The sequence below is a fragment of the Streptomyces sp. NPDC094032 genome (assembly GCF_040303965.1).
Taxonomy (GTDB): Bacteria; Actinomycetota; Actinomycetes; order Streptomycetales; family Streptomycetaceae; genus Streptomyces.
Window position 1 is genome coordinate 45,848 of record NZ_JBEOUE010000026.1, and the last position, 26,492, is coordinate 72,339.

Sequence of the window (26,492 nt, forward strand, 5' to 3'; positions counted from 1 at the left end):
TTCGCTGGTTCGGGCTTCTAGTGCGGTGCGGGCCGCGGCGGCGCGGTCAGGGTGCCGAGGGCGTCGGTGAGCGCGTCCACGGAGCGGACGACGGTGTGCGCCCCCGCCTCGTTCAGGGCCTCCTCGGTGGCGACCCCGTAGGTGACGCCGACCGCGCGCATGCCGGCCGACCGGGCCATCCGCATGTCGTCGACGGCGTCCCCGACCACGACACAGGCCTCCGGGCCCCGGCCCAGCTCCCGGGCGGCCAGCAGGGCGAGGTCCGGGTGCGGCTTGCCGCGCTCGGCCATGCCGTGGCAGACCACGGCGTGGAACAGCTCGTACAGCCCGGCGGGCCTGAGGAGTTCCTCCGCGCTCGGCCGGATCTTGCTGGTCACGATGGCGATCTGGTGCCCCTCGTCGCGCAGCCCTTCGAGCAGCGCGCGGATGCCGGGGAAGACCAGCTCACGGGCGCGCGGCACGGCCCGCTCGCGGAACAGGCGCCGGAACAGCTCCACCGCGGCCAGCACCTCGGGGTGGTCCTCGGGGAGCTCCGTGAGCTGCGCGAAGGACGCGGCCAGCGGCCGGCCGATCGTCGCCCGCACCCGCGCCTCCGGGGCGCTGCGGCCCCGCTCGGCGAGGGTGGCGTGCAGGGTGTCGGCGATGGCGGACGGCGTGTCGAGCAGGGTGCCGTCCAGGTCGAAGAGGACCGCGCTCACCGCTGCTCCTCCTTGGCGACGTGGACCGCGAACTCGGCGGCGAGCGCCGTGGTCGACTTCAGCACCGACACGTTGGCGTCGGCGGTGCGGCCCTCGGTGGCCTCGGCGATGGCCTTGAGCAGGTACGGGGTGACCGCCGGGCCCGTGATCCCTTCGCGTCCGGCCCGCTCGGTGGCCTCGGCGAGCGCGTCGGCGATCTCCTGGGAGGGGATGCCGTCGGCCTCGGCGATGGGGTGGGTGACGAGGACGCTGGTGTCGTTGCCGGAGCGCCAGTGGGCCCAGGTGGCGCGGGCGATCTCGGCGAGGTCGTCGAGCCGGTGCGGGTTGCGCACGCCGCTGGAGACCGAGAGGTAGGCGGGGAAGTCGTCGCAGCGGTAGCCGATGACGGGGATGCCCGCGGTCTCCAGCCACTCCAGGGTCCACTGGGGGTGCAGCATCGACTTCGCGCCGGCGCACACCACGGCGGTCCGCGCGCGGGTGAACTGGACGAGGTCGGTGGAGATGTCGAAGCTGGCGGGTGCGTCGCGGTGGACGCCGCCGATCCCGGCGACGGCGAAGACGCGGATCCCGGCCAGTTCGGCGGCGAGCAGCGAGGACGAGACGGTGGTCCCGCCGGGGCCGCCGGCCGCCAGGGTGATGCCGATGTCCCGGGTGGAGACCTTCGGCACCTTCCCGTACGCGCAGAACTCCTGGAGCAGGTCGTCGTCCAGGCCGACCCGCAGCTTCCCGCCGAGCAGCGCGATCCGGGCCGGTACGGCACCCTGGGCGCGGATCCCGGCGTCCATCTCCCGGGCCAGTGCCAGGTTGTCGGGGTACGGGAAGCCGGACAGGACGGAGGATTCCAGGGCCACGACGGGTCTGCCGTGGGCCAGGGCTTCTGACACCTCCTCGCCGAGTGCGAGCAGGGTCGGGTCGAAGAACGCCGGCGCACCGGGGTGCGAGGAGGTGGTCATGAAGGGTCCCCTTTGTGTTGCGTAGTGCTGTGTGGTGCTGTGCCTGTCTCTCTGACGTGTGTTTCCGTGAGCGGCGTACGCGCTACGCGCAGCCCGTGCCGTCGGCGCGACAGACCACGCCTTCGACCGTGACCGACTCGGCGAGCCTGGCCCGCTCGTCCAGGACGGCCTTCCGGATCTGCGCGGTGCTGGGCACGCCCTCCAGGCGGGTGTCGCCGACGAGGATGGTCGGGACGGCCTGGACGCGGTTGGCCTCGGCGTCCCGCAGGGCGTCCTGGTGGCGCTCGTAGTACGTGCCGTCCTCCAGGGCCTTGCGGTACGCGGGCCCGTCGAGGCCGATCTCCTCGGCGAGACCGACGAGGACGTCGAGCCGGCCGAGGTCCAGGCTCTCCTGGAAGAAGGCCCGGAACATGCGCTGGTTGTACGCGTCGCCCAGACCGTGCTCGACGGCGAACTGCCAGCCCTCGAAGGCCAGTCGGGTGTAGGGCTGCGGCGAGACCGTGGGCAGGGTGATGTCCACGCCCAGGCGGCGGGCCATCGGGTAGACGGCGCGCTTCCAGATCTCGGGCAGGTACGGGTCCTCCGGGCGGAGGGTGGGCTTGGGCTCGGCGCGGAGCTCGAAGGGCTTCCACTCGATCTCGACGTCGAGGCCCTCGACGGCCTCCTCCAGCGGGCCCTCGGCCAGCATGCAGAAGGGACACACGTAGTCGGACCAGACCTGGATCCGTACCTTCTCGGTGGTCTCCGTGGTCTCCGTGGTCTCCGCGGTCTCGGTGCTCACGAGTGGATGCTCCCTCGGTTGGCCAGGTACTCCTGGAACGGCACCTCGTGTCCCTCGACCGGCAGATGGGTGGTCCTGATGCCCCACTCGGTCGGGTCGGTGCGGTAGATGCCGTACGAGCTGGCGTAGTCGAACCCGTACTGGGCGGCGGTCCGGCGGTCGGCGGCGTAGACGATGTGCTCGACCCCGAAGTAGAGGGCGACCTGGTAGCACAGGGCGCACGGCTCTCCGGAGGCGATCAGGGTCGCCCCGTGCACGGCGAACGAGCCGTGCTGCTTCGTGGCGTTGCGCAGGGCGACCACCTCCGCGTGGGCGGAGGCGTCGCGCTCCTCGCGGACGCGGTTGAAGCCGGTGCCCAGCACCCGGCCGTCGTGGCGGACCACGATGCCGGAGAAGGGGATGCCGCCCGAGGCGACGTGCTCGCGGCTGATCCGGACTGCTTCTTCCACCTGCTTGGTCAGGTGGTCCTTGGCTGCGGTCGTCATGAGGGGGCTCAGACGGAGGTCACGCGCAGGATGATGGCGCCGCCGATGATCGACGCGAAGGAGAGCAGCCGCGCGAGGGTGATCTTCTCCTTGAAGATGATCGCGCCGAAGACGACGGTGCCGACGCCGCCGATGCCGGTCCAGATCGTGTAGCCGACCGACACGTCCAGTTCGAGCAGGGCGTGGGACAGCGTGTAGATGCCGCCGGCCGCGGCGAGCAGGGTCAGCACGCTGGGCCACAGCTTGGTGAAGCCCTGTGTGGCGTTGGTGCCGAGCGCGAAGAGGATCTCGAAGACGATGGCGATGCCGAGGTAGACCCAGGTCATGGGAGCGGCTCTCTCTACTGGAGTTGGGTGGGGAGGGACGGGCGATCAGGGTCAGACCGTGGCCTTGGCGCGCTCTTCCGTGACGCTCTCCGCGGCGACCTTCTTGTCCGCGGCGATCTTGTCCGTGATGCGCAGCGTGGTGCCGCCGCCGATGATCAGGACGAAGGCGAGGACCTTCCAGATGGTCATCGGCTCGTCGTAGATCAGCGTGCCGAAGATGACGGTGCCGACGCCGCCGATGCCGGCCCAGACCGTGTAGCCGACGCCGACGTCGATGTACTTGAGGGCCTGGGAGAGCGTGTAGATGCCGCACGAGGCGGCCGCGGCCGTGAGGAGCGAGGGGCCGAGGCGGGTGAAGGCGTGGGTGGCCTCGGTGGAGAGGGCGAAGGTGATCTCGAAGAGCGACGAGAACAGCAGCCAGGCCCAGCCGATGTTCTGGTTCTTCTGTGTCTGCTCGGCGGACACGATGCCTCCATAGTTGTTTGTGCGTGCAAGTTCCTTAGGATCGTGAAGCTCCTAAGTTCGGCACGGTGTTAGCTAGGATCTTGCATGGTCATATAACCTGTTGTCAAACCCCCTTTTGAGGAGAGGCACATGAACAACGCCACCACCACGTCTCCCGCGCCCACCTCGGACCAGGCCGTCTGGGACCGTGTGCTCACCCTCCACGCGCGGGTGGAGCGGGAGCTCGCCAACGCGCTCCAGCGCCGGCACGGCATCGGCCTCTCGGAGTACCGGGCGCTGGAGAACCTGTCCTCCTCGCCCACCAGCGAGCTGCGCATGCAGGAGCTCGCGGACAAGATCGGGCTTGGGCAGTCTTCGGTCACCCGGCTCGTGGAGCGGCTGAAAGGCGCCGGTTACGCCTTCAAGGACCTCTGTCCCTCGGACAAGCGCGGGGTCTACGCGGTGATCACGGACGAGGGCCGCAGCCGCTATGTGGCCGCCCGCGCGACCTACGCGGAAGTGCTCTCCGGCGCGCTCAACTCCCAGGGCTCCGACCCCGCCCTCGCGGCCACCGTGGCGTCGCTGCGCAGCGCCCGCCCGGCGTAACCCTCCCGCTCCGCCTCAAGCGCGCCCCCGGCACCTCCGGCACCCCCGGCGCACCCCCGCACCCTCGTCCCCCTGGCCGTCGCCTCCCACCGTCTCCTCCCGCCGGAGACGGAAGGGCGCGGCCTTTTTGCGTTCACACGCCTGCAGCACCGTCTTAATGATCTTGACCTAGATTGTTAGTTGCATGCACAAGCGGTGAGCTAGGTCACAACGCGACCGCTCGGTATATGCTTGACCGTGCATGGAAACTCGGTAATGTCTTGCTTCGGCGCAGATCGGTTCGAACGGGGGATCGGAAACTCGATCACCGAAGGCCGGACGAATCGAACGGTGCTTGGCCCAGTCTTTTCCAGACCATGCGGGGGAAACGTGCCATCGCCCAGCCTTGCCCAGAACATCGCCGCGCACGCCGAGCGGCAGCCTTCCCTGACGGCACTCGTACTCGACGACGAGCGGGTGACGTACGGCGAACTCGCCGCCCTGGTGGCGCTCCTGTCGGAGCGGATCGAGGCGGCGGACCTCCCGGCCGACCGGCCGGTGTGCGTACCGGCCCGCAAGGACCCGGCGACCGTCGCCCTGATGCTCGCCGCCTTCGGCCGGCCCCTGGTCGTCCTCGCCCCCTCGGCCGAACTCGGCGAGGACGCCCTCGACCGGATCTGCCGCCAGGCGCGGGTCTCGGCGCGGCTCTCGGCCGCCGCCGACGGCACCCTGACCGTCCTGCGGCAGGCCGAGGACGCGGCGGCCGCGGACGGCTTCGGCCGGCCCGCCGCCGACGCGGCCCGGCTGCTCCTGACCACCTCCGGCTCCACCGGCACCCCCAAACTGGTGCCGATCGGGACCAAGGCCTTCGACGCCTTCGCGGCCTGGGCCGTGGAGGAGTTCCGCATCACCGCCGCGGACGGCGCCCTGTCCTACGCGCCGCTCAACTTCGACCTGGCCCTGCTCGACGTGTGGACCTTCCTCGGCGCCGGGGCGCGGGTCGTCCTGGTCGACCGCGACAAGGCCACCGACGCCCCGTACCTGCGGAGCCTCGTCGCGGACGGCACGGTCACCTTCGTCCAGGGGGTGCCGCTGCTCTACCGCCTCCTCACCGAGGGGGAGGGGAGCTTCGAGCGGGTGCGCGAGGTGGTCCTCACCGGGGACGCCGTCCCGCGTGACCTCCTGGAACGCGCGGCAGAATCGTTTCCTCACGCGCGCTTCCACAACGTCTACGGATGCACCGAGACCAACGACAGCTTCCTGCACCCCGTCGACCCGCGCACGGTGTACGAGAAGCACGGCAGGATCCCCATCGGCCGGCCGCTGCCCGGTGTCGAGGCCACCGTCCTCGACGACCGGGGAGAGGAGCTGACCGGCCCGGGCACCGGCGAACTCGTCGTCCGCACCCCCTTCCAGACCACCGGCTACCTCCAGGAATCCCTGAACCCGGACGTGTTCCTCGTCCGCGAGGGCCGGGTCCTCTACCGCACCGGGGACATCGTCACCCGCGACGCCGACGGCCTGCACCACCTCGAAGGCCGCTCCGACTGGCAGGTCAAGGTGCGCGGGGTGCGCACCAACCTCCAGGAAGTCGAATCCGTCCTCGCCCAGCACCCCGACGTCGAGGAGGCGGCCGTCGTCGCCCTCCCCGACCCGGAGGCCGGGGTCAGGCTGCACGCCCGCCTCACCAAGCGGGCCGGAGCCGGCCTCAACTCCCTCACGATCCGCTCCTACGCGGGAGCGAACCTGCCCCGCCACGCCATTCCGTCCAGCGTCCGCATCAGTGAGATCCCGCTGCCGCGCACCTCGACCGGCAAGCCGGACCGCAACAAGATCAAGGAGGAGATCAGCGCATGAGCGCCCCCACCCGTGACATCGCCGGAGAGATCCGCGCCCACCTGCTCACGCAGTACCTCAAGGGCGAGGACATCACCGCCGAGGACCTGCCCGGCGACTACGAGCTGATCGAGTCGGGCGTCGTCGACTCGCTGGGCCTCGTGAAGCTCATCCAGTACATCGCCAACACCTACGGCGTCCCCGTCGACGACATCGAGATCGGGCCGGACAACTTCCGCACGATCGACGCCATCACGAAGACCATCACGGACAACACCGCCCTCTGAACGTCCCCTTCCGGTATCCGCACATCCCGTTTGAGGAGTCAGTCATGTTCACGCGCACGCTTGAGGACGTCACCCCGGTCGAGTGGGGCAACGGCACCAGCCACCGGCTGCTGACCGAGACCGACAAGATGGGCTTCACCGTCTGCAAGACGCTCGTCCGCAAGGGCACCAACTCCGCCCTCCAGTACCGCAACCACCTGGAGGCCTGCTACTGCGTGGCCGGCTCCGGCGCGGTCGTGCACAAGGACGGCACCGTCTTCAAGATCAACCCGGGCACCATCTATGTCCTCGACGACCACGACCCGCACTACCTCATAGCCTCCGAGCACGAGGACCTGCACCTCATCTCGGTCTTCAACCCGCCGCTGACCGGCGCGGAGCAGCACAGACTCTCCGAGGACGGCTTCTCCCAGTACTAGGCCCTGCCCTGGTACTGCCCCACGTTCCCGGCCGGGCCGTCGGCGCGACACGGCCCGGCCGGGAACGCCCGCCCCGCCCGCACCAGGAAGGAAGACCGTGACCGCCGATGTACTGCCGCCCCTGACCGACCGGGACGGCCCGCTCACCGAACTCGTCGCCCCCTACGCCGACGTCCTCAACGCCGACCTCGCGGAGCTCGACGCGGGAGCCGTCTTCTCCCGCGCCAAATGGCAGGCGATCAAGGACAGCGGCATCCTGCGCACCCCCTTCAAGGAGGAGCACGGCGGCAGCGGACGCAGCTTCACCGAGACCATGAAGGTGCTCGAAGGGCTCGGCCGGCACTGCCGGGACGCCGGTGTCGCCTTCTCCGCCTCGACCCAGATCGTCTCCCTCGCCACCCCGCTGGAGAAGTTCGGCTCCGCCGAGCTGAAGGCCCGCTACCTGCCGCGCATCCTCTCCGGCGAGGCCATCACCGCGCACGCCATCACCGAGGAGTCCGGCGGCTCCGACGCCATGAACATCACCACCGTCGCCGTCCGCGAGGACGACCACTACGTCGTCGACGGCGGCAAGATGTTCATCACCAACGCCCCCGTCGCCGACCTCTTCCTGCTGTACGTGCGCACCGGCAAGCCCGGCCCGTTCGGCCTGACCTGCCTGCTCGTCGAACGCGACACCCCGGGCCTGGAGATCGGCGAACCCCTCGACAAGCTGGGCCTGCGCACCTCCCCCCTCGGCCGGCTCGGCTTCGACCGGCTGCGCGTCCCGGTGACCAACCGGGTCGGCGCCGAGGGCGCCGGCTTCCTCGTCCTGGACTACGTGATGAAGCGCGAGATCCTCTACGCCTTCTCCCTCACCCTCGGCGAGATGCGCCACCGGCTCGACACCGTCACCCGGTTCGCCACCGAGCGCACCCAGTTCGGGCAGCCCATCGCGAGCTACCAGGCCATCAGCCACAAGATCGTCGACATGCGGATCGCTGTCGAGACCGCCGCCAAGTGGCTCGCGGACACCGGCGCCAAGGCCGAGCGCGGCGAGGACATCTCCCTCGACCTGGCCTCCACCAAGATCGTCGTCTCCGAGGCCAATGTGCAGACCGCCCTGGACGCCGTCCAGATCCACGGCGGCCGCGGCGTCCTCACCTCGTACGGAATCGAGCGCGACCTGCGCAACTCGGTCGCCGGAACCATCTACTCGGGCAGCAGCGAGATCCAGCGCAACCGCATGGCCGCCCTCCTCGGACTCTGAGCTAGGAGCTCTCCCGTCATGAGCATCGCCCTCGACGAACTGCACGCACTGACCCGGCCCACGGACTTCCTCGACCACGAGTCCGACGCGGTCCAGAACTTCGTGGACTCCGTCGTCAAGGACCGTGCCGCCGACCGGCGCGAGAACGCCGTGAAGCTCTACTACGCCGTCCGCGACGGACTCGACTACGAGGTCTACGACACCGACCTCAGCCCCGAGGGCCTCAAGGCCTCCAGCGTCCTCACCGCCGGCCAGGGCTTCTGCCTGCACAAGTCGGTCGTCTACGCCGCCGCCGTCCGCGCCCTCGGCATCCCCTCCAAGCTGGTCTACGGCGACGTCCGCAACCACCTCGCCAGCCCCCGGCTGATCGCCCACATCGGCGGCGACGTCTTCTTCCACGGCCTCACCCAGGTCTACCTGGACGGCCGCTGGGTCAAGGCCACCCCCGTCTTCAACAAGCTGCTCTGCCGCCTCTACGGCATGGAGGCCCTGGAGTTCGACGGCACCGGCGACTCCCTCTACCACCCCTACGCGGGCGGGGAGGGCAAGGGCTCCATGGAGTTCCTCAAGGACCACGGCTCCTTCGACGACGTCCCGTACGACTTCGTCATCTCCACCATGCGCGCCAAGCACCCCAACTTCCTGAGCAGCGAGGGAAGCGGCACGGTCAAGGGCGGCTCGCTGGCCGCCGAGGCCGGCACCGTCACCGCCGCCGAGCCCGCCGACTCCGGCAGATAAGGACCCGAGAGCATGAGCAGCGCCACCACCTCGCCGTCCGACGGCTGGGACGCCACCACCCGCATCGGCGTCGTCGTCCCCTCGGCCGACATCGGCCCCGAGGCCGAACTCCAGGCCCTCGCCCCGGACTCGGTGACGATCCACGCCTCCCGCATCGACTTCGGCGGGATGCTCCCCGGCGGGCACATGGTCGCGGAGAAGATCCCCCAGGACCCCATCACGGCGTTCGTCGAGCCCCCGGCCGTCGACAACGCCGTCACGCTCCTGGCCGACTCGCCGCTGCACGCACTCGTGCTCGGCTTCACCAGCTCCTCGTACGTCCTTGGCGTGGACGGTGAGAACGCCCTCTACGAGCGGCTCGCCCCCCTCACCCGCTCCATCCCCCTCACCGGCACCGCCAGGGCGGCCGTCGCCGGCTTCCGCGCCCTCGGCGCCGAGCGGATCGCGATCGTCAACCCGCCCTGGTTCGACGACAAGCTGTCCACCCAGGGCGAGGAGTACTTCGAGGCGCAGGGCTTCACCGTGGTCCACCACGGCCCCGTCGGCTTGCCCTCCGAGCAGACCGCCATCACCCCGCGGAACCTGTCGGAGTGGATCCGCACCACCGTCGCCGACGCCCGCCCCGAGGCCATCCTCGTCGCCGGCAACGGCATCCGCGCCGTCGGCACGATCCGCGGCCTGGAGGACGAACTCGGCTTCCACGTCCTGACCGCCAACCAGGCCGTCCTGTGGCACGCCCTGCACCTCGCGGGCGCCGCCGACACGGCCGCGCGGATCACCGACTACGGGCGCCTCTTCCGCGCCGTACCGAAGGAAGCGTGACCGGATGCTGTCCGCCGACGGCTACGTCGCCGTGTTCACCACCCCCGAGGGCGACGTCTACCGCACCCCCCTGGTCTGCTGGCGCACCGACGGACCGAACGTCTACGGAGTGACCCTCCACAAGGGCGGGCTACGCAGGGCCGAGGAACTCCCCGGCTTCACCCGCTACGCCGTCAAGCCCGACTGCTCCTGCGACGCGACCGCGCCCGCGACCGCGCCCCCCGTGGCGGCGCCCGTCGAGCGGCAGTTCGCGAGCCGGTAGCCCCGCGCGCGGCCCCGGGATCCCCCCACCCCGGGGCCGCACCCGTCCCTCCGTACGCCGGTCAGCGCAGCGGCCGGTCCAGCCGCACCTTCACCAGCCGGGTCTCGATCCCGCTGTCGACAAGACGCCCGGCCGCGTCGAAGGCGCCGGGCCCGTCGGTCATCCCGAAGTCGTTGTCGTTGAGCAGCACCAGGGTCCGCCCGCCCTCCACCGCGACACCCTCGATCTTGCCGGGCACGCCCTCGACCGTCCCCAGGTCCACCACCAGGCGCTTGGCCGGCACCGGGACACCGGCCGCCGCCGGGTCGTCGAGCTGCTCCAGGGCCGGGCTGGTGCCGGCCGTGTCCCAGGCCGAGCCCAGGATGTCCGAGCCGCGCCGCAGCCGGATCTCGTACAGCCGGGCCGCCTTGTCCGTGCGCTCCTGGACCAGCAGCCGGTCGCCGCCCAGCGCGACGAGCGCCGAGATCTTCAGCTCGGAGGTCTTGGTCTGACCGGGCTCGACCTCCCCGACCGGGTCGAAGCGGTACGCGTACTCCGCGGTGACCTGCCCCGTGCGCGGCGAGAAGCGCAGCAGCCGGGTGGTGCGGGAGTTCTCGCCGCTCTCCTTGTCGGGGTTGAGCAGCGGGCTCTGCAACGCCATCACCAGGTCGCCGTCGGGCAGCAGCGCGAGCCCCTCGAAGCCACGGTTGATCTTGCGCTGGAGGTAGATCGAGGGCAGCGACTCGATCACCGGGTAGTCGGTCCCGGTCAGCCCGAGCCCCTTTGGCACGTGCCGGGCGAGCACCCGGCCGCGCGCCGAGACGTGCACGAGGGACGGACCGTACTCGTCCACCAGCCAGAAACTGCCGTCCCGGTCCCGGACCAGGCCCTCGGTGTCCAGACCGTTCGGGTCGTAGGACAGCGGGCTCTTCGCGTCGTACGTGTACGGGGCCTCGTCACGCCCCGGCAGGTTCGGCAGACCGGTCACCGGGGCGCCGGAGGCCGTCGTCAGCGGGATCGCCTTGAGCACCTCGATCCGGTCGCCCACCGCGCGGATCTTCACGATCGCCGGGTCGAAGCCGGGCACGGGGAAGGTACGCCGCTTCTCCTTGCCGACCGCTATCTGCCCGTTGGGCCCCCGGTCGGTCACCGTCCAGTACTCGCCGCGCCGCCCCGCCGGGTACAGGTCGCTGCCGATGCCGCCCAGGTCGACCCCCCGGTCGTCGGCGACGCTTCCCGGCAGCAGCCGGTTGCTGAACTCCGCCAGCGGAAGGTCGGGCAGGGTCGCGGTGGACACGACCCGGGCGGGGGAGCCGTGCGGGGCGGGCGCACCCTCGGCGGGCCAGGCGACCGCGGTCAGGGCGAGGGCGGCGGACAGCGGCAGCACGGCGGCGGCGCCGCGGAGCATGCGAGAAGCGGTGGTCATGGCGGGGATGGTCCAGACCGAGGGTGAGGACCGTGTGGCGCGCGGGGGTTGACCGGGTGAACCGGAGACGGCGGATGGGCGCGCCGCCGGGTCCCGCCTCAGCGGGTGGCGGCGGGCACGGCGTCGGCGGTATCGACGGCACCGGCCGTATCGGCCGTATCGGCCGTATCGGCGAAGAGGGTCGCCTGGTGGGCCAGGGCCCGGGTGCCCGGCTCACAGGCGGTCAGCGTGTCCGGGTCGGTGACGGGCGGGCGGTCGGTGCGGAGGACGGAGGCCGCGGCCCCGCGCAGCCAGCCGGGGTGCGGGTCGGCACCGGCGAACGCGGCCAGGCGGGCGAACTGCCCCTCCGGGTCGTCGAGGATCTCCTCGTAGGAGAGGGACATCCGCCGGTCGGCCGGCACGTGCGCCAGCTCCTCGACGCCCCGGACGACGAGCCGCGACCAGAACGCGCCGAACGCGGCCAGCGGGATCGGGGAGCGCATCACGAGGTCGCAGTCCACGTCGTCGGCCAGGTGGGCGAGGTGGTCGGGCAGCAGCCGGACGTGCTCGGGGCCGAGCTCGAACGGCGAGGCCAGACCGAGCAGGGCCATCGCCTCGGTGCGCAGAAGGAGCGCGCGGAAGCCGATGTGCCGGCTCATCGACAGGGCGACGTCCGGCCCCGAGCGGCTCAGGTGCACGAAACGGGCCTCGGGGAACATGGCGCGCAGCGCGGGGAGGAAGGCGAGGGAGGCGCCCGAACGTTCCACCACCACCGAGGTGTTCTCGCGCCGCCGGAGATCCGCGAAGAGCGCGCGGTACTGGTCGGGCAGGGTCCGGGAAGGCCAGCCGGACACGGCGTCGGCGAGTGCGTCGTACAGCGCGTCGGGGGTGTCGGTGAGCGCGGGCAGGGTCATGTGGGAGACGGTGGGCACGCCCGTCTCGGGCCGGAAGCGCCCGCTCCCGTAGGGGTAGAGCAGCTCCGGCATGGGGTACGCGGAGGCGGCGATGGCGTCGAGCGGGCGGACCGGCCCGCCCAGGACCGCCCAGAACTCGCGGCCGTCCACCTGCCGGTCGCCGAAGCCGAGGGTGCCCCGGCAGGCCACGGAGGTGAAGAACTCGTTCATGCTCAGCACGTCGGGATGGGCCTGGAGCGCGCGGGACAGCATGGTCGACCCGCAACGGCCGGTTCCCACGACGAAGGTGATGCTCATACGTCCACGTCCTCCTGCACCCGATGTCCTTGCGTGATCGCGGCATGACCGTACGTCAGCCCCGGATCGCCGAGGTCTCGGGTGGGGGGCGGCCGGCAGGGCGGAGGCCTGGGAACGCGGGCACCGCGGGCGTCGGCCGAGCGGTCCGGGCTCACCCGAACGGGCGATGGGGGCGCGGTGCCCGCACCGCCCGTCCGGCTCCCTCGGGCACCGCCGCGTCGAGACCGCTCACGCGTGCGGGAACTCCCCGGCCCGCACCCCCGCGCAGAACGCCGCCCACTCGTCGGCGGTGAAGCGGAGGTCTCCGCCGTAGGGGTGCTGGGAGTCGCGCAGGGCGACGGCCCCGGCGCCCAGGCGGGTCACCTCGACACAGCCCTCGGTCGCGCTGTGACTGCTCTTGCGCCAGACGGCGTTGGTCAGGTTCTGCGCGTACAACGGGTCCTTGTTCATCTGGGTGTGCTCCTCTCACCCCCAGCGTCACGGCGGCCCGTGGGTCCCGCAAATGCTCGCGGGCCCGCTGCACTCGAAGGAGTGGCCGGCCCCGGCTCAGCCCAGGTCGGTGAGCTCGTCCGCGTAGATCTGCGACAGCGGCTGCGGGCCGACGTACTGCTGGCAGTTGCACTGCCCCGCCTCGTACCGCACCGGCTTCTTGTGCTCGTCCCAGGCGGTCGGGATCTCGACGCGCTCGTGGCACCGGCCCTGCTTGTCGTGCTTGGCGAGGTGGTGTGTGCAGCCGCAGACCGGCTCCGGCGTCTTGTGGGAGGCCTCCAGGGCGAGCCGCTCCTGCTTGGCCGCCTCCAGGACCTCCATCCTGCGCTCGTGCCGGTGCTTCAGCGCCGTCCTGACGTTGTCGGCCGCCCAGGCGAAACCGCCCGTCCAGAACAGGATGAGGACCACCCATATCCAGTTCACGCCTTGCTCCTTCCCCCGTGGAACCCTCAGGGCATTTTAGGCCGCGCGCGGCCGGATGTCCCCGGGTCGGCGGGGCGGGTCAGGCCCCCGCGCCGTCCCCGAACGCCCCCAGGATCCGCTCCGCCGCCAGCGTCGCCGTCAGCTCGCCGTCCCGGACCAGACGCTCCACCTCGGGGGCGAGCGCCCGCACCGCCGGATCGGCGTGCAGCCGGCCCAGCAGCTCGTCGCGGACCATCGTCCAGGCCCAGTCGACCTGCTGCTCCCGGCGCCGGGCGGTCAGCCGCCCGGTGGCGTCGAGGAGGGTGCGGTGCTGTTCGAGCCGCTCCCACACCGTGTCCAGGCCGGTCGACTCGCGGGCGCTGCAACTGAGCACCGGCGGCGTCCACACCGCGTCCCCGCCGTGCATCAGCCGCAGCGCGCCGGACAGCTCGCGCGCCGCCGCGCGGGCGTCGGTGGCGTGCGGGCCGTCCGCCTTGTTCACGGCCACGACGTCCGCGAGCTCCAGGACGCCCTTCTTGATGCCCTGGAGCTGGTCGCCGGTGCGCGCGAGGGTGAGCAGCAGGAACGAGTCGACCATGTTGGCGACGGCCGTCTCCGACTGCCCGACCCCGACCGTCTCCACGAGCACCACGTCGTACCCGGCGGCCTCCATCACCACGATCGACTCACGGGTCGCCTTGGCCACGCCGCCGAGCGTCCCCGCGCTGGGGGACGGCCGGACGAAGGCCGCGGGGTCCACCGCGAGCCGTTCCATCCGCGTCTTGTCGCCGAGGATCGACCCCCCGGTACGGGTCGACGACGGGTCCACGGCGAGCACCGCGACCCGGTGCCCGAGCCCCGTCAGCATCGACCCGAACGCGTCGATGAAGGTGGACTTGCCCACCCCCGGCACCCCGCTGATCCCGATCCGCCGCGCCCGCCCGCTGTGCGGCAGCAGCCGGGTCAGCAGCTCCTGGGCGAGCACCCGGTGGTCGGGCCGGGTGGACTCCACGAGCGTGATGGCCCGCGCGACGAGCGCGCGCCTGCCGTCCCGTACGCCCTTCGCGTACGTGTCGATGTCGATCGCCATGGATCAGCGGCCGTGCCCCGCGGGCCGCCCGGGCTCGGTGTGGCCGGGCTCGGTGTGGCCGGGCGCCGTGTGGCCGGGCGCCGTGTGGTCCGGCGCCGTGTGGCTCGAAGCCGTGTGCCCCGACCCCACGTGCCCTGCCCCCACGTGCCCTGCCCCCACGTGCCCCGGCTCCACATGCCCCAGCTCCGCCGACAGGCGCCGTACCAGGTCCGCCGCCGCGTCCGGGATCACCGTGCCGGGCGGGAAGACCGCCGCGGCCCCCATCTCCAGGAGGACCGGCACGTCCTGGGGCGGGATGACCCCGCCGACCACGATCATGATGTCCTCGCGGCCCTCCGCGGCCAGCTCCTCCCGCAGCGCGGGCACGAGCGTGAGGTGGCCCGCCGCCAGCGACGAGACGCCCACGATGTGCACGTCCGCCTCGACGGCCTGCCGGGCGACCTCCGCGGGGGTCTGGAAGAGCGGGCCGACGTCGACGTCGAAGCCCAGGTCGGCGAAGGCGGTCGCGATCACCTTCTGGCCGCGGTCGTGCCCGTCCTGGCCCATCTTGGCCACCAGGATGCGCGGCCGGCGCCCCTCGGCCTCCTCGAAGGCGTCCACCAGGGCGCGGGTGCCGTCCACGGACGGGGACGCGCCCGCTTCGTTCCTGTACACACCGGAGATCGTACGGATCTGGCCCGCGTGCCGTCCGTACACCTTCTCCAGGGCGTCCGAGATCTCGCCCACCGTCGCCTTCGCGCGCGCCGCGCGCACCGCGAGCTCAAGGAGGTTGCCCTCGCCGCCCGCGGCCCGCGTCAGGTCGTCGAGCGCGTCCCGGCAGGCCCGCTCGTCGCGCTCCTCGCGCAGCCGCCGCAGCTTCTCGATCTGCTGGGCCCGCACCGAGGAGTTGTCGACCTTCAGGACCTCGATCTGCTCGTCGCCGTCCACCCGGTACTTGTTGACGCCGATCACCGGCTGCCGCCCCGAGTCGATCCGCGCCTGGGTCCGCGCCGCGGCCTCCTCGACGCGCAGCTTCGGGATGCCCGCGTCGATGGCCTGCGCCATGCCGCCGGCCGCCTCGACCTCCTGGATGTGCTGCCAGGCCCGGCGCGCCAGGTCGTAGGTGAGCCGCTCCACGTACGCGCTGCCGCCCCACGGGTCGATGACCCGGGTGGTGCCCGACTCCTGCTGGATCAGCAGCTGCGTGTTGCGGGCGATGCGCGCCGAGAAGTCCGTCGGCAGCGCCAGCGCCTCGTCGAGGGCGTTGGTGTGCAGCGACTGGGTGTGCCCCTGGGTCGCCGCCATCGCCTCGACACAGGTGCGGGTGACGTTGTTGAAGACGTCCTGCGCCGTCAGCGACCAGCCGGAGGTCTGCGAATGGGTGCGCAGCGACAGCGACTTGGCGTTCTGCGGGTCGAACTGCTTCACCAGCTTCGCCCACAGCAGCCGGGCCGCGCGCAGCTTCGCGATCTCCATGAAGAAGTTCATGCCGATCGCCCAGAAGAACGAGAGCCGCGGCGCGAACGCGTCCACGTCGAGCCCCGCCTCCCGGCCCGCCCGCAGGTACTCGACCCCGTCGGCCAGCGTGTACGCCAGCTCCAGGTCGGCCGTCGCGCCCGCCTCCTGGATGTGGTAGCCCGAGATGGAGATGGAGTTGTAGCGGGGCATGTTCCGCGAGGTGAAGGCGAAGATGTCGGAGATGATCCGCATCGACGGCTTCGGCGGGTAGATGTAGGTGTTGCGGACCATGAACTCCTTGAGGATGTCGTTCTGGATGGTCCCCGTCAGCTTCTCGGCCGGCACCCCCTGCTCCTCGGCCGCCACGATGTACAGCGCGAGTACGGGCAGCACCGCGCCGTTCATCGTCATCGACACCGACATCTTGTCCAGCGGGATGCCGTCGAAGAGCTGGCGCATGTCGTAGATCGAGTCGATCGCCACGCCCGCCATGCCGACGTCGCCGGTGACCCGAGGGTGGTCGGAGTCGTAGCCGCGGTGCGTCGGCAGGTCGAAGGCGACCGAGAGGCCCTTCTGACCGGCCGCCAGGTTGCGCCGGTAGAAGGCGTTGGACTCCTCGGCGGTGGAGAAGCCCGCGTACTGCCGGATGGTCCACGGCTGGTTGACGTACATCGTCGGGTACGGGCCGCGCAGATACGGCGCGACGCCGGGGTACGCGCCGAGGAAGTCCACGCCCTCCAGGTCGCGCCCGGTGTACAGCGGCTTCACACCGATGCCCTCGGGCGTCTCCCACAGCAGGTCGTCCCCGCCGGAGGCCCGCTTGAGGGCGGCGCGCCACTCCTCGGCGCTGCCCGAGGGGGAGGGGGATCCCAGGCCGATCCCGGTGAAGTCGGGGATTCCCATCAGGAGGACACTCCCATGCGGTCGAGGGTGGCGGAGAGCACGGCGACCGCGTCGCACCCCGCGAAGACGTACGTGTCGACACCGGCGTACGCGCCGGGCCGCCCGGCCAGCGACACATGCCCGGCACCGGCCGCCCGCAGCTCGGCGGCGGCGGATTCGGCCCGCTCCTCGTAGAGCGCGTCGCTGGAGCACAGACAGGCCTCGACGGCGCCGCTGTCCTCGAAGGAGCCCTCGGTGACGGGCTCGATGCCGCCCGCCTGGAAGAGGTTGGCGGCGAAGGTGAGCCGGGCGGTGTGCGCGGCGGCGGACCCGAGCGCGGCCAGGAAGACCTTCGGGCGGGCGCCGGTCGCCGCGAGATGCGCGTCCGAGCGGGCGCGCAGCGCCTCGTACGCCTCGTCGCGCCGCACCTTCGGCAGGCCGCCGGTCGGCCCGGCCGGGGCGGGCGCGCGGACCACGGGCTTCTCGCCCAGGTGCGGGAACTCGCTGACGCCGGTGACGGGCTCGCGGCGCTTGGCCAGCGCCGTGGAGCGCTCGGCCCAGGTGGCGGCCAGGTCCCGGCCGATCCGGCCCGAGCGCAGCACCGCCGCCTGCCCGCCGTCGCGCTCGATGCCCTGGAAGAACTCCCAGGCAGCGTGGGCGAGTTCGTCGGTCAGCCGCTCCACGTACCAGGAGCCGCCCGCCGGGTCGATCACCCGGGCCAGGTGCGACTCCTCGATGAGGATCGTCGAGGTGTTGCGGGCGATCCGGCGGGCGAAGGCGTCCGGCAGACCGAGGGCGTGGTCGAAGGGATGCACCGTGACCGACTCGGCGCCGCCGACACCGGCCGCCAGGGTGGCGAGCGTCGTCCGCAGCATGTTCACCCACGGGTCACGGCCCGTCATCATCACCGGCGAGGTCACCGCGTGCTGGAGCTGCGCCCCGGCCGCCGGAGCCCCGCAGGCCTCCGCGACCCGCGCCCACAGCCGGCGCGCGGCGCGCAGCTTGGCGATCGTCAGGAACTGGTCGGCGGTGGCCGCGTAACGGAACTCCAGCTGCCCGAGGGCCCGCTCCACCGTCAGCCCGCCCGCCGTCAGCGCCCGCAGATAGGCGACACCGGTGGCGAGCGAGGCGCCCAGCTCCTGCGCGGCGGAGCCGCCGGCCTCGTGGTACGGCAGGGCGTCCACGGTCAGGGCGCGCAGCCCCGGGTAGGACTCGGCGCACAGCCGGGTGAGGGCGACCGTGGCGGGGAAGCCGTCGCCGTCGTACGCGGCGCCGGTACGGGCCTCGGTGCCCAGCGGGTCGGCGCCGAGGTTGCCGAGGGCGGCCTCGGGCGCGATCCCGCGCCGGGCGTGGACGTCGAGGAGTTCGGCGGCGGCGGCCGGGGTCTCCGCCCCGGCGTCCAGGACGACGGGGGCCAGGTCGAGGTACACGTCCTTCAGGACCCGGTCGAGCCCGCCCAGGGGGATGCCGTCGGGGCCCACGGCCAGCCACAGCGAAGTGACGCCGTTCTCCAGGTCGGTGAGGACCGCCTCGGGGTCGGCCACGGAGTGCCGCTGGCGCACGTCCCAGCCGCTCGCCGTGTTGCCCTCGGCGCGGCCGCCCCGGACGAAGGGCGCGAACCCGGGCAGCCCGGCAGTGTCGGGAGCGTCGTCGCCCGTGTACAGGGGGCGGGCCCGCAGGCCGTCCCCGAGCGCGGTGGACAGGACGTCCTCGGCCTCGGTGTCCGGAACGTCCTTGCCCGACCTGCTCAGTACGCCCGCCACGAGGCGCTGCCACTGCGCATGGGTCGCTGCGGGGAATTCGGCGGCCAGCGGAAGGCCGTCGTCAGGCAGCACAGTCATGCTCGGATGCTAGGTCAGCCTCACAAAGGAGCGCAGGGGGATCCGCTGTGACCTTGACCTCCCCTGATCGGCCTTGAACGGCGGACCGCATCCGTGCAAGCACGCGTCGCTACGGTTCGGCGCCCGGCTCCCCGTCCAGCTCCTCGTCCAGGGCGATGGCCGCCGAGATGAGCGCGAGATGGGTGAACGCCTGCGGGAAGTTGCCCAGTTGCTCGCCCGTCGGGCCGATCTCCTCGGAGAAGAGCCCGACGTGGTTCGCGTACGTCAGCATCTTGTCGAAGGAGTACCGCGCCTCGTCCAGCCGCCCGGCCCGGGCCAGGGACGCCACGTACAGGAAGCTGCACAGCGAGAAGGTGCCCTCGGCGCCGCGCAGCCCGTCGGGCGAGGCGGCAGGGTCGTACCGGTAGACGAGGCTGTCGGTGACCAGCTCCGAGCCCATCGCGTCGAGCGTCGACAGCCAGCGCGGATCCGACGGGGAGATGAAGCCGACCGCCGGCATCAGCAGCAGCGAGGCGTCCAGCACCTCGCTCCCGTAGTGCTGCACGAAGGCCCGGCGGTCCGTGCTCCAGCCGCGCTCCATCACCTGACGCAGGATCGCGTCGCGCGCCGCGCCCCACCCCGCGAGGTCGGCGGGCCGGGCGAAGCGGGTGGCGAGCCGGACGCCCCGGTCGAAGGCGGTCCAGCACATCACCCGGCTGTACGTGAAGTCCTGCCGCCCGCCCCGGGTCTCCCAGATGCCCTCGTCGGGCCGGTCCCAGTGGGTCGTCAGCCAGTCGAGCACACCCGACAGGGCGACCCAGCCGTCCCAGTCGATCCGCCGCGTGCCGGACCCGCCGGCGCGGGCGAGACCGAAGACCGCCTCGCCGTAGATGTCGAGCTGGAGCTGCCCGGCGGCACCGTTGCCCCGCCGGACCGGGGCGGAGCCGCGGTACCCCTCCAGGTGGTCCAGGGTCTCCTCGGTGAGGTACGGATCGCCGTCGACCCGGTACATGATCTGCAACGGCTCGCCGGTCACCGTCCGCTGCTCGCGCAGCCGCGCCCCCAGCCACCGCCGGAACGCGTCCGCCTCCTCCTCGTAGCCGAGACCGAGCAGCGCGTGCACCGACAGGGAGGCGTCCCGCACCCAGGTGTAGCGGTAGTCCCAGTTGCGCTCGCCGCCGATCTGCTCGGGCAGACCCATGGTGGCCGCGGCGACCGGGGCGCCGGTCGGCGCGTACGTGAGCAGCTTCAGCGTGATCGCCGACCGGTTGACGTCCGCCTGCCACCGGCCCCGGTAGCGGCTGCGGCGGATCCAGCGGTGCCAGAAGTCGCGGGTCCGCCGGAAGTCCTCCGTAAGCGACGCCCGGTCGACCGGCGGCGGCGCCGCGCCGCCCGCCTCGTCCAGGGTCAGCACGACCGCCGCCGCCTGCCCCTGCGCCAGCTCCACCGCCGCGCGCACGTCCCGCCCGTCGCTCCGCAGCTCGACGGGCCCGGCGGTCTGGAGCACCGCCTTGACCCCGGCCCCCACGAAGGTGGCCGTGCCCGAGGCGTCGAGGCTCAGCTCGTGCCCGGCCCGCCCGTAGTCGAAGCGCGGCCGGCACTCCACCGAGAAGCGCACCCGGCCGCGCATCACGCGCATCACCCGGATCAGCCGGTGCCGGCTCGTGGCCGTCTCCGGCCGGTCCACCGGCATGAAGTCGGCGACCTCGCCGACCCCGTCGGCGGTCAGGAACCGGGTCACGAGCACGGCGGTGTCGGCGAAGTACAGCTGCCGGGTGGTCACGTCCGGGGCGTCGACGGTGACCGCGAAGTGCCCGCCGCGCTCATGGTCGAGCAGCGCGGCGAAGACGCTGGGCGAGTCGAACCGGGGCGAGCAGAACCAGTCCACCACCCCGTCCGACGAGACGAGCGCCGCGGTCTGGAGGTCGCCCACGAGCCCGTGGTCGGCGATCGGCGGATAACGGCGCACCGGGCACACGGCAGCTCCTCGGCCAGGAAACGGGCGGCGATCCGGACCGCCCACCGACGACCCCGCCGTGTCCCGAGCCTCACGGCGATCGGGCGGGGCGACCAGGCGGGGTCGGCCGAACGGGTGAGGGGGGCGAGGCCCGGCGGGAGGTTCCGGCCCCGCCCGCCGCCGGTTCCCGCCCCTACCGCAGCGGCTCGCTCAGCTCGATCGCGCGGAGGGCCGCCGCGAGGGCGGGCCCGTCGCCGATGTCCAGGGCCGTGTCCGTCAGCTTGATGACGTGTTCGTCGCCGTGCGCCAGGGCCCGCTCGAAGACCTCCTCGGCCGTGAGGGAGCCCGGCGGGGTGTACGCGACGGGGGCGTCGGGCGCGTACATGGCGGTCACCGCCGCCGACGCGGTCCAGGCGGCCCGCAGGCTCGGCGCCCACAGCTCGCGGGGGAGCGCCGACAGGGTCCGCAGCACCGCGTTGGGCGCCGTCGCCGCGTGGACCAGCATCGTCTCCTCGCCGTGCCCGTGCGTGGCGTACCGGTGGGTGGCCGCCCGCACGAGCTCGGCGAGCAGCGCCCGCGCCTCCTCCGGGTCCGTCACCCCCGGCGCCCACACCGGCAGCGCGTCCACCCGGGCGAGCCGGTCGGGGAAGCCGCCGTCCCGCACCGCGATCGGCCGCACCGCGTCGAGCGCGTCCGCCGCCCGCTCGGCGCCGGGCAGCGGGGCGAGGCCCTCGACGGGCCGGTGCCGGGCGGCCCAGTAGCCGAGGCCGTGCGCGAGCTCGGCCAGCCGAGGCGCGGTGCCCTCGCCCGCGAGCAGGGTGCGCACGGCGTGCCCGACCCGGATCACGGGATGCGTGGAGCCGCCGTACAACCCCGGCAGCAGCCGCGGCCACCACACGGCGAGCACCTCGCGCCAGGGCCGCTCGGCCACCGCGCGCCCGAAGTACCCGATCCAGTCGGCGACCCGCCGCGGATCCCCCAGCGCGACCCGCCAGCCGTCGTCCGTGACCGGCTCGACACCGACCGGAAACTCCTCCAGCCGCGACGCGTACCGATCGAGCCACCGGTGCACCGCCCCCGCCCGCCCATGCGCGGCAAGCGCCTCGACGGCCATCGGCGCGTGATTGGTGAGCCGCCCGAGCCGCTCGGGCCCGGCGGAGTGGAGGCGCTGAAGTGCCTCGTCGAGCGTCCCTGTCGTATCCATGGGCAGGACGGTAGGCGGCCGCCGGCCACCGCGTAACGGGCCGTGGACGTACGGCCGACGGACGGCGGACCTAGGCCGGAATCGGGCCGGAATCAGGCCGGACCTAGGCCGTGCGGCCCGCTCGGATCGCTCAGCCGATGGATGCCTCGAAATCCCAGTGGGGCCGGTTCCCCTGGAGGGCGGACAACGTGTGCGGATGAAGGCTGCCCAGAGTGCGGACGAGGGCCAGCTGAACCTCTTCTTCGAGCTTGCTCGCCTCCTCGTCCTGGCCGTGATCGCGCAGGTCGATGGCGTAGCCGAATTGGCATGCCAGGGTGAGCGGATGAGTGGCGTCGAGGCTCTGCCGGGCCCGGCGCCATGTGTCCCCGCTGAGTTCGAGGGCTTCCCTCACCCGGCCGTTGACATTGCGGGCGGCGGCAGCGTTGAGGGCGCAGCCCAGGACCCAGGGGTGGTCGGGGCCCAGGGAGGAGGAGAGTCCGGCGAGCGCGGCCTCCAGCATGGACAGGGCGTCGCCTCGCTCGCGAACGGTCTGGCCCTTGCCCGCGTGCCTGTTGAGACCGGTGCTGGCGACCATGCCCGTCGCGATCGGGTGGGCGGGGCCGAGGAGAGCGCGGTAGCCGGCCTCCGCCTCGTGGATCAGCTCCCTCGCGTGGTCGAGGTCGCCGGTCTCGCGCAGGAGGTTGCCGTAGTCGTTGATGAGCGACAGCGTCACGAAGTGCGCTCGGCCGAAGGCCTGCTCCATCTCGTCGAGCAGGGTGGCCATCGAGGCGGCGATGTCCTCCTTGGGCCCTCCCGCGTGGAGCCGGCACTGTTCGAGCTCGGCGCGGGCCTTGAGGGTCTGTGGGTGCGTGCGACCGAGAACCTCGATGTGGAGACGTGTCGTCGCCTGCTGGCGGATGAGGGCTTGGTGGTACTCGCCGAGCAGACGCAGGCTGCGGGCGACCGCCATGCTCGCCTCAAGGGTGTGGCGGTGCCGGCGCCCCAGCACCCTCTCGCTCTGTGCCAGTGCGGCAGCGAGGTGGTCATGCGCCTCCTGGTAGTGGCCGTTGGCCTGGAGGGCTGCGCCGAGGTTGCGGCGGGCGGCGAGCGTGACGGGGTCGGTGTAGCCGAGGAGGCTCGCGGTCCTGGCCAGCACGTCGCGCTGCAGGGTCTCTGCGTCGCTGTAGTGACCGAGATGGCGCAGGTCGCCGGCGAGGGCGTTCTCGCACAGCGCGATGGCCTTCTTGTTTCTCGGGGCCGCGCCTGTCAGCCGCTCGTGCAGAGCCGTGTGCAGGTCATGGGCGTCGTGGAACTCGCCCCTTGAGCGCAGGATCGCGCCTTGCTCAAGGCTCAGGACCAGCTGTGGTTGGGCGAGCGGGCTCATGAAACCGCTCCACGTGGCGCGGACCTTGTCGGCCAGATGGGTACCGGCCTGGACGTCTCCGCTGGTTTCGCAGTAGCGCAGGCAGTTGAGGACGGTGGTCTGGACGCGGAAGTCGCGGCTGGTCAGGGCCTCGGACGGCTCCAGGTGGGGGAGGAGATCGGCGTAGCGTGACCAGTTGCGGCTGTCCAACGGGTCGCCGGGGTCGGCCGCCGCGAGCAGGCTCCGGACGGCCCTGCGGTGCGCGACGCGGTGTTCGCCGTCGGTGAGCTCCGCGATGATCTTGTGGACGAGCCGGTGCATGTGCACGGAGTCCTGGTGCGGACCCAGTTCGCCGGCGGGTCCACGCGCGTCACGGGTGAGGACGGAGTAGGTGACCAGGGTGTCCAGGGCGCGGTTCCAGGCGGGCAGGTCGGTGACCATCCAGCGCAGGTCCTCGGGGAGGTCGGCCTGGGGGTAGGCGCGGACGATGCCGAGGGGGATGCGCCCGGGGGCGAAGGACGCGCAGAGGCTGAGCACGTCGATGGCCTGCGGCTGGGCGCGGCGGAGCCGGTTGATCAGTGTCGACCAGGAGGTGAGGGAGGCGTTGGGGAAGCCGTCGCCCGAGGTCGGCTGGCCGACGGTGGAGGGGAGCCCGTCGCGGACCATGCGCAGGTATTCGGGGACCTCCATGCCGGACTCGCCGAGCCAGGCGGCGGCCTGGACGAGCGGCAGGGGTACGTCGCCGAACTCGGCGGCGACCTCGTCGGCCTCGGGCGCGGTGATGTGCGGGGCGCGCCGCATGAGGTACCCGGTGGACTCGGCCCGGTCGAAGCTGGGGACTTCGAGGATGTCGGTGTGGTCGCCCCAGCCGCGGTTGCGGGAGGTGATGAGAACGTGGCCGGGGCCCTGTGGCAGCAGCACGCCGGCGCCGTCGGTGTCGTCCCAGCCGTCGAAGACGACCAGCCAGCGGCTGTGCGGGCCGCCGCGGCGCAGGGCCTCGCGGACGGCGCGGATGCGCTCGCCCGGCTCGCTGCCGGTAGCGAGGCCGAGTTCGGCGGCGAGCTCGCCGAAGCGGTCGCGCTGGACGTCGCGGTCGTCGGAGTTGACCCACCACACGACGTCGTAGTCGAGGCTGAAGCGGTGGGCGTACTCGGCGGCGATCTGGGTCTTGCCGATGCCGGACATGCCGAGCAGGGTGCAGGCGGCCTTGCCGCGCTCGGCGTCCACGAGCCGTTCCTGGAGCTCCGTGAGGAGGTCGTCGCGGCCGGTGAAGCGATGGTTGCGGCGCGGGACCTCACCCCAGATATCGGGCGGGGTGTCGGGAAAGCGGACGAACGACCCCTTCGGGGCTCGTCGTTCGGCGGCGCGGCGCGCCTGCACGGCGAGGCGTCGGAGCAGCCGGTCCTCGGCCTCCTGCTCGGCGATGCCCCACAGACTGGCGGGTTCCAGCAGGGCTGCCGCTGGAGGCAGAGAGCGGTTGGTGATGCTGACCGCGGCGAAGCGATCCGCGTGGGCGGCGACGAAACCTCGGAGCGCCTCGTTCCACTCGTCGGCCGCGCGCTGGCCGACCTGGAAGAACCGGTCGTCCAGGACGAGCAGCACCTGGCCTCGGGCCAGCAGCAGGTCTGCCAGGTAGCCCTCCACCGTCGTGTCGTCGGATATCGCCCAGCGCTGCATCGTGGCACGGTGGCCGTGTGTCTCCAGACACTGTGCGATCCAGACCGCCCATGGCCGGCTGAGGCTCGACGAGACGATCGTCGTATTGAGCACGTTGTCCCGTAGGGGTGAGGAGCTCCGAGCGTCGAGGTCGGTCGAGGCTGCCTGAGAGCGTTGCCGAAGACGTTCCACCTCCCGTTGGAGCTCAAGCAGCTCGGCCTGGCTGCGGGCCAGCGCGTCCCCTGCGCGCACACGATCCAGCTGCTCTTCGGCCGCGGCCGCCTGGTCGGCTGTCAGCAGCGTGTGCTCAAGTTCGGAGCAGCGTTGCTCGGCTTGCGCAACACGCCGCTCGGCCGAGTCCAGGGCTTGTTCCAGCTCGGCCACCCGCCGGAGGAGCGCCTCGCGATCGGCGCGTATCCGCTGTTGCTCATGGCGCAACACGTCGACTTCGACCGCAGCGGTGCGGTTGCGGTCCGCCTCCTGCGTGAGAGCCATGCGTTCACTCTCCAGGTCGACGACGCGATCGCGGTACTCCAGCAGTGTCTTCGCCACCGCATCCGCCTGGGTCCGCGCGACGGCCTTCTCCTGGAGCGCGGATGCCAGCTGGTCCTCCAGATCCTGGACCTTCCACGCCCGTGGGCTGGCCACCTTGAGGGCCACCCGTTGCAGGCCTGTCAGCCGGCTGCGCGCCTCGTGCGACATCGGGTGCCCACGTTCCTTGCCGACCTCGTCGATCAGTACGGCGATGAACCGCTGCGGCGGAACGGTTTCACCGCTGAGGTAGCGGCTGACGCTACTGGCGCTGTAGTTGTGCAGCACGGAGTACCTGCGCACGGAGATGTTGAGGCTGCCGAAGCACTGCCTCAGTGCCAGGGCCAGCTCGCGACGCTCCCCGGTGATGACATCGGCTAGGGGGTGAAGCCCGCTCATGAGGAAGATCGCGTCGTGCCCGAGGGGGACCAGCTCCCCTTCGGCGTACTCTTCCGGCTCGTTGTCCACCCGGTCTCTCCCCAGAAGCGCGTCGATGTGTCCCATAGCATCCGCAACGCGTATCGCTTGGCGCAACACCCTGTGGCGCACCCAGAGTTGAAGCACGGTTGATCTCACGGGAAAGGGATTCGCGATGCGACGCACCATGTCTTTCAAGGTTGCCCTCGCCGTGCTCGGGGGAGCGGTCTCCGGAGCTGCCCGGGCGGTGGTGACGTGGCTGCTGGCCTCGGGTACGGAAGGGAGCTAGGCCGCGGGCCCCGGCACCCGTCCGGCGTCCCCCAGACCAACGCCGGTGGGACGCCGGTGGGACGTCCGGTGTCGCGTCAGTACGATGGGCGGCCGGTCCAGGAGAGTGGTGAGGTGGATGGCGGGTGTTCCGCGACGGCGTGGGGGTGAGCTGGAGACCCTGGTGCTGGCCGCGCTGCGGGCGGCCGACGGGGCGGTCACCGCGGGGTGGGTGCAGGAGCGGCTCGGTGGCGGGCTCGCGTACACCACCGTGATCACGATCCTGACGCGTCTGCACGCGAAGGGCGCCGTGACGCGGGAGCGGGCCGGCCGGTCGTTCGAGTGGACGGCGGTCGCGGACGAGGCGGGTCTCGCCGCGCTGCGGATGCGCCGGGTCCTGGACGGGGAGTCCGACCGCGAGGCGGTGCTCGCGCGCTTCGTGACGGGCCTCTCGTCGGCGGAGGAGCGGCTGGTGCGGGACCTCCTGGCCCAGGCCGGGGAGGACGAGGAGGACTGAC

25 protein-coding genes are annotated in these 26,492 nt (G+C 72.1%); 9 read left to right on the forward strand and 16 right to left on the reverse strand.

What is annotated here, in order from left to right; translation table 11 throughout:
- Positions 1-17 precede the first annotated feature (17 nt).
- The 6 genes from ABTZ54_RS29000 to ABTZ54_RS29025 all read right to left on the reverse strand — a co-directional run bounded on the left by ABTZ54_RS29000 (position 18) and on the right by ABTZ54_RS29025 (position 3,708).
- Complete coding sequence (locus tag ABTZ54_RS29000) at positions 18-698, reverse strand: HAD family hydrolase (protein ID WP_351668709.1); 681 nt, start codon at positions 696-698, stop codon at positions 18-20.
- Positions 695-1,651, reverse strand: coding sequence for a pseudouridine-5'-phosphate glycosidase (locus ABTZ54_RS29005; RefSeq protein ID WP_351668711.1), 957 nt, complete (start codon positions 1,649-1,651; stop codon positions 695-697). The genes ABTZ54_RS29000 and ABTZ54_RS29005 overlap by 4 nt, the downstream gene beginning before the upstream one ends.
- A gap of 82 nt (positions 1,652-1,733) precedes the next feature.
- A complete protein-coding gene (locus tag ABTZ54_RS29010) occupies positions 1,734-2,432 on the reverse strand; it encodes a DsbA family oxidoreductase (protein WP_351668713.1) in 699 nt (232 codons plus the stop codon).
- Entirely contained in the window at positions 2,429-2,917 is a 489-nt protein-coding gene (locus ABTZ54_RS29015) for a nucleoside deaminase (RefSeq protein ID WP_351668715.1), read from the reverse strand. The genes ABTZ54_RS29010 and ABTZ54_RS29015 overlap by 4 nt, the downstream gene beginning before the upstream one ends.
- A gap of 8 nt (positions 2,918-2,925) precedes the next feature.
- On the reverse strand, positions 2,926-3,243 hold the full coding sequence (locus ABTZ54_RS29020) for a DMT family transporter (RefSeq protein ID WP_046908007.1): 318 nt from the start codon (positions 3,241-3,243) through the stop codon (positions 2,926-2,928).
- Between the two features lie 51 nt (positions 3,244-3,294).
- Positions 3,295-3,708, reverse strand: a complete 414-nt coding sequence (locus tag ABTZ54_RS29025; protein WP_351668717.1) for a DMT family transporter — start codon at positions 3,706-3,708, stop codon at positions 3,295-3,297.
- 129 nt (positions 3,709-3,837) lie between these two features.
- On the opposite strand from ABTZ54_RS29025, the gene ABTZ54_RS29030 reads away from it, so the two are divergent.
- The 8 genes from ABTZ54_RS29030 (at position 3,838) to ABTZ54_RS29065 (ending at position 9,885) form a co-directional block, all read left to right on the forward strand.
- Entirely contained in the window at positions 3,838-4,293 is a 456-nt protein-coding gene (locus ABTZ54_RS29030) for a MarR family winged helix-turn-helix transcriptional regulator (RefSeq protein WP_351668719.1), read from the forward strand.
- Between the two features lie 369 nt (positions 4,294-4,662).
- Positions 4,663-6,129 (forward strand): AMP-binding protein, encoded by a 1,467-nt coding sequence (locus ABTZ54_RS29035; RefSeq protein WP_351668721.1) that lies wholly within the window; start codon positions 4,663-4,665, stop codon positions 6,127-6,129.
- Positions 6,126-6,395: an acyl carrier protein gene (locus ABTZ54_RS29040; RefSeq protein WP_351668723.1), complete on the forward strand. Its 270-nt coding sequence runs from the start codon at positions 6,126-6,128 to the stop codon at positions 6,393-6,395. Before ABTZ54_RS29035 ends, ABTZ54_RS29040 begins: the two co-directional genes overlap by 4 nt.
- Positions 6,396-6,439: 44 nt before the next feature.
- The gene (locus ABTZ54_RS29045) at positions 6,440-6,814 is read left to right on the forward strand and encodes an ectoine synthase (protein WP_351668725.1); all 375 of its coding nucleotides are present in this window, start codon (positions 6,440-6,442) and stop codon (positions 6,812-6,814) included.
- 97 nt (positions 6,815-6,911) lie between these two features.
- Positions 6,912-8,063 carry an acyl-CoA dehydrogenase family protein gene (locus ABTZ54_RS29050; RefSeq protein WP_351668727.1) on the forward strand — a complete coding sequence of 384 codons (1,152 nt, stop codon included), beginning with the start codon at positions 6,912-6,914 and terminating at the stop codon, positions 8,061-8,063.
- Positions 8,064-8,081: 18 nt separating this feature from the next.
- Positions 8,082-8,801, forward strand: coding sequence for a transglutaminase-like domain-containing protein (locus ABTZ54_RS29055; protein ID WP_351668729.1), 720 nt, complete (start codon positions 8,082-8,084; stop codon positions 8,799-8,801).
- Between the two features lie 12 nt (positions 8,802-8,813).
- Positions 8,814-9,623, forward strand: a complete 810-nt coding sequence (locus tag ABTZ54_RS29060; RefSeq protein ID WP_351668731.1) for a maleate cis-trans isomerase family protein — start codon at positions 8,814-8,816, stop codon at positions 9,621-9,623.
- A gap of 4 nt (positions 9,624-9,627) precedes the next feature.
- Positions 9,628-9,885 carry a DUF6253 family protein gene (locus tag ABTZ54_RS29065; protein WP_351668733.1) on the forward strand — a complete coding sequence of 86 codons (258 nt, stop codon included), beginning with the start codon at positions 9,628-9,630 and terminating at the stop codon, positions 9,883-9,885.
- A 61-nt stretch (positions 9,886-9,946) separates the two neighbouring features.
- Here ABTZ54_RS29065 and ABTZ54_RS29070 read toward each other — a convergent pair whose 3' ends face one another.
- From ABTZ54_RS29070 to fxsT, 10 genes are all read right to left on the reverse strand, one after another.
- Entirely contained in the window at positions 9,947-11,290 is a 1,344-nt protein-coding gene (locus ABTZ54_RS29070; protein ID WP_351668735.1) for an esterase-like activity of phytase family protein, read from the reverse strand.
- Positions 11,291-11,388: 98 nt separating this feature from the next.
- The gene (locus ABTZ54_RS29075) at positions 11,389-12,480 is read right to left on the reverse strand and encodes a sulfotransferase family protein (protein ID WP_351668737.1); all 1,092 of its coding nucleotides are present in this window, start codon (positions 12,478-12,480) and stop codon (positions 11,389-11,391) included.
- A 228-nt stretch (positions 12,481-12,708) separates the two neighbouring features.
- Positions 12,709-12,930, reverse strand: coding sequence for a DUF397 domain-containing protein (locus ABTZ54_RS29080; RefSeq protein ID WP_351668739.1), 222 nt, complete (start codon positions 12,928-12,930; stop codon positions 12,709-12,711).
- Between the two features lie 96 nt (positions 12,931-13,026).
- Entirely contained in the window at positions 13,027-13,392 is a 366-nt protein-coding gene (locus ABTZ54_RS29085) for a hypothetical protein (RefSeq protein WP_351668741.1), read from the reverse strand.
- Positions 13,393-13,471: 79 nt separating this feature from the next.
- On the reverse strand, positions 13,472-14,461 hold the full coding sequence (gene meaB / locus ABTZ54_RS29090; RefSeq protein ID WP_351668743.1) for a methylmalonyl Co-A mutase-associated GTPase MeaB: 990 nt from the start codon (positions 14,459-14,461) through the stop codon (positions 13,472-13,474).
- Between the two features lie 3 nt (positions 14,462-14,464).
- On the reverse strand, positions 14,465-16,801 hold the full coding sequence (scpA, locus tag ABTZ54_RS29095; RefSeq protein ID WP_351668745.1) for a methylmalonyl-CoA mutase: 2,337 nt from the start codon (positions 16,799-16,801) through the stop codon (positions 14,465-14,467).
- A complete protein-coding gene (locus ABTZ54_RS29100; protein ID WP_351668747.1) occupies positions 16,801-18,621 on the reverse strand; it encodes a methylmalonyl-CoA mutase family protein in 1,821 nt (606 codons plus the stop codon). The genes scpA and ABTZ54_RS29100 overlap by 1 nt, the downstream gene beginning before the upstream one ends.
- Before the next feature lie 109 nt (positions 18,622-18,730).
- Positions 18,731-20,569, reverse strand: coding sequence for a glycoside hydrolase family 15 protein (locus ABTZ54_RS29105; RefSeq protein ID WP_351668749.1), 1,839 nt, complete (start codon positions 20,567-20,569; stop codon positions 18,731-18,733).
- A 181-nt stretch (positions 20,570-20,750) separates the two neighbouring features.
- On the reverse strand, positions 20,751-21,761 hold the full coding sequence (locus tag ABTZ54_RS29110; RefSeq protein ID WP_351668751.1) for a questin oxidase family protein: 1,011 nt from the start codon (positions 21,759-21,761) through the stop codon (positions 20,751-20,753).
- A 130-nt stretch (positions 21,762-21,891) separates the two neighbouring features.
- Positions 21,892-25,758 carry an FxSxx-COOH system tetratricopeptide repeat protein gene (gene fxsT / locus ABTZ54_RS29115; protein WP_351668752.1) on the reverse strand — a complete coding sequence of 1,289 codons (3,867 nt, stop codon included), beginning with the start codon at positions 25,756-25,758 and terminating at the stop codon, positions 21,892-21,894.
- A gap of 355 nt (positions 25,759-26,113) precedes the next feature.
- On the opposite strand from fxsT, the gene ABTZ54_RS29120 reads away from it, so the two are divergent.
- Positions 26,114-26,491: a BlaI/MecI/CopY family transcriptional regulator gene (locus ABTZ54_RS29120; protein WP_351668753.1), complete on the forward strand. Its 378-nt coding sequence runs from the start codon at positions 26,114-26,116 to the stop codon at positions 26,489-26,491.
- Position 26,492 lies beyond the last annotated feature (1 nt).

Excerpts from the sequence above, each read along its gene's own strand:
- ABTZ54_RS29005 (WP_351668711.1), bottom strand. The coding sequence starts at position 1,651 with ATGACCACCTCCTCGCACCCCGGTGCGCCGGCGTTCTTCGACCCGACC.
- ABTZ54_RS29015 (WP_351668715.1), bottom strand. The coding sequence starts at position 2,917 with ATGACGACCGCAGCCAAGGACCACCTGACCAAGCAGGTGGAAGAAGCA.
- ABTZ54_RS29020 (WP_046908007.1), bottom strand. The coding sequence starts at position 3,243 with ATGACCTGGGTCTACCTCGGCATCGCCATCGTCTTCGAGATCCTCTTC.
- ABTZ54_RS29030 (WP_351668719.1), top strand. The coding sequence starts at position 3,838 with ATGAACAACGCCACCACCACGTCTCCCGCGCCCACCTCGGACCAGGCC.
- ABTZ54_RS29040 (WP_351668723.1), top strand. The coding sequence starts at position 6,126 with ATGAGCGCCCCCACCCGTGACATCGCCGGAGAGATCCGCGCCCACCTG.
- ABTZ54_RS29045 (WP_351668725.1), top strand. The coding sequence starts at position 6,440 with ATGTTCACGCGCACGCTTGAGGACGTCACCCCGGTCGAGTGGGGCAAC.
- ABTZ54_RS29055 (WP_351668729.1), top strand. The coding sequence starts at position 8,082 with ATGAGCATCGCCCTCGACGAACTGCACGCACTGACCCGGCCCACGGAC.
- ABTZ54_RS29060 (WP_351668731.1), top strand. The coding sequence starts at position 8,814 with ATGAGCAGCGCCACCACCTCGCCGTCCGACGGCTGGGACGCCACCACC.
- ABTZ54_RS29065 (WP_351668733.1), top strand. The coding sequence starts at position 9,628 with ATGCTGTCCGCCGACGGCTACGTCGCCGTGTTCACCACCCCCGAGGGC.
- ABTZ54_RS29070 (WP_351668735.1), bottom strand. The coding sequence starts at position 11,290 with ATGACCACCGCTTCTCGCATGCTCCGCGGCGCCGCCGCCGTGCTGCCG.
- ABTZ54_RS29075 (WP_351668737.1), bottom strand. The coding sequence starts at position 12,480 with ATGAGCATCACCTTCGTCGTGGGAACCGGCCGTTGCGGGTCGACCATG.
- ABTZ54_RS29080 (WP_351668739.1), bottom strand. The coding sequence starts at position 12,930 with ATGAACAAGGACCCGTTGTACGCGCAGAACCTGACCAACGCCGTCTGG.
- meaB (WP_351668743.1), bottom strand. The coding sequence starts at position 14,461 with ATGGCGATCGACATCGACACGTACGCGAAGGGCGTACGGGACGGCAGG.
- scpA (WP_351668745.1), bottom strand. The coding sequence starts at position 16,801 with ATGGGAATCCCCGACTTCACCGGGATCGGCCTGGGATCCCCCTCCCCC.
- ABTZ54_RS29100 (WP_351668747.1), bottom strand. The coding sequence starts at position 18,621 with ATGACTGTGCTGCCTGACGACGGCCTTCCGCTGGCCGCCGAATTCCCC.
- ABTZ54_RS29110 (WP_351668751.1), bottom strand. The coding sequence starts at position 21,761 with ATGGATACGACAGGGACGCTCGACGAGGCACTTCAGCGCCTCCACTCC.
- ABTZ54_RS29120 (WP_351668753.1), top strand. The coding sequence starts at position 26,114 with ATGGCGGGTGTTCCGCGACGGCGTGGGGGTGAGCTGGAGACCCTGGTG.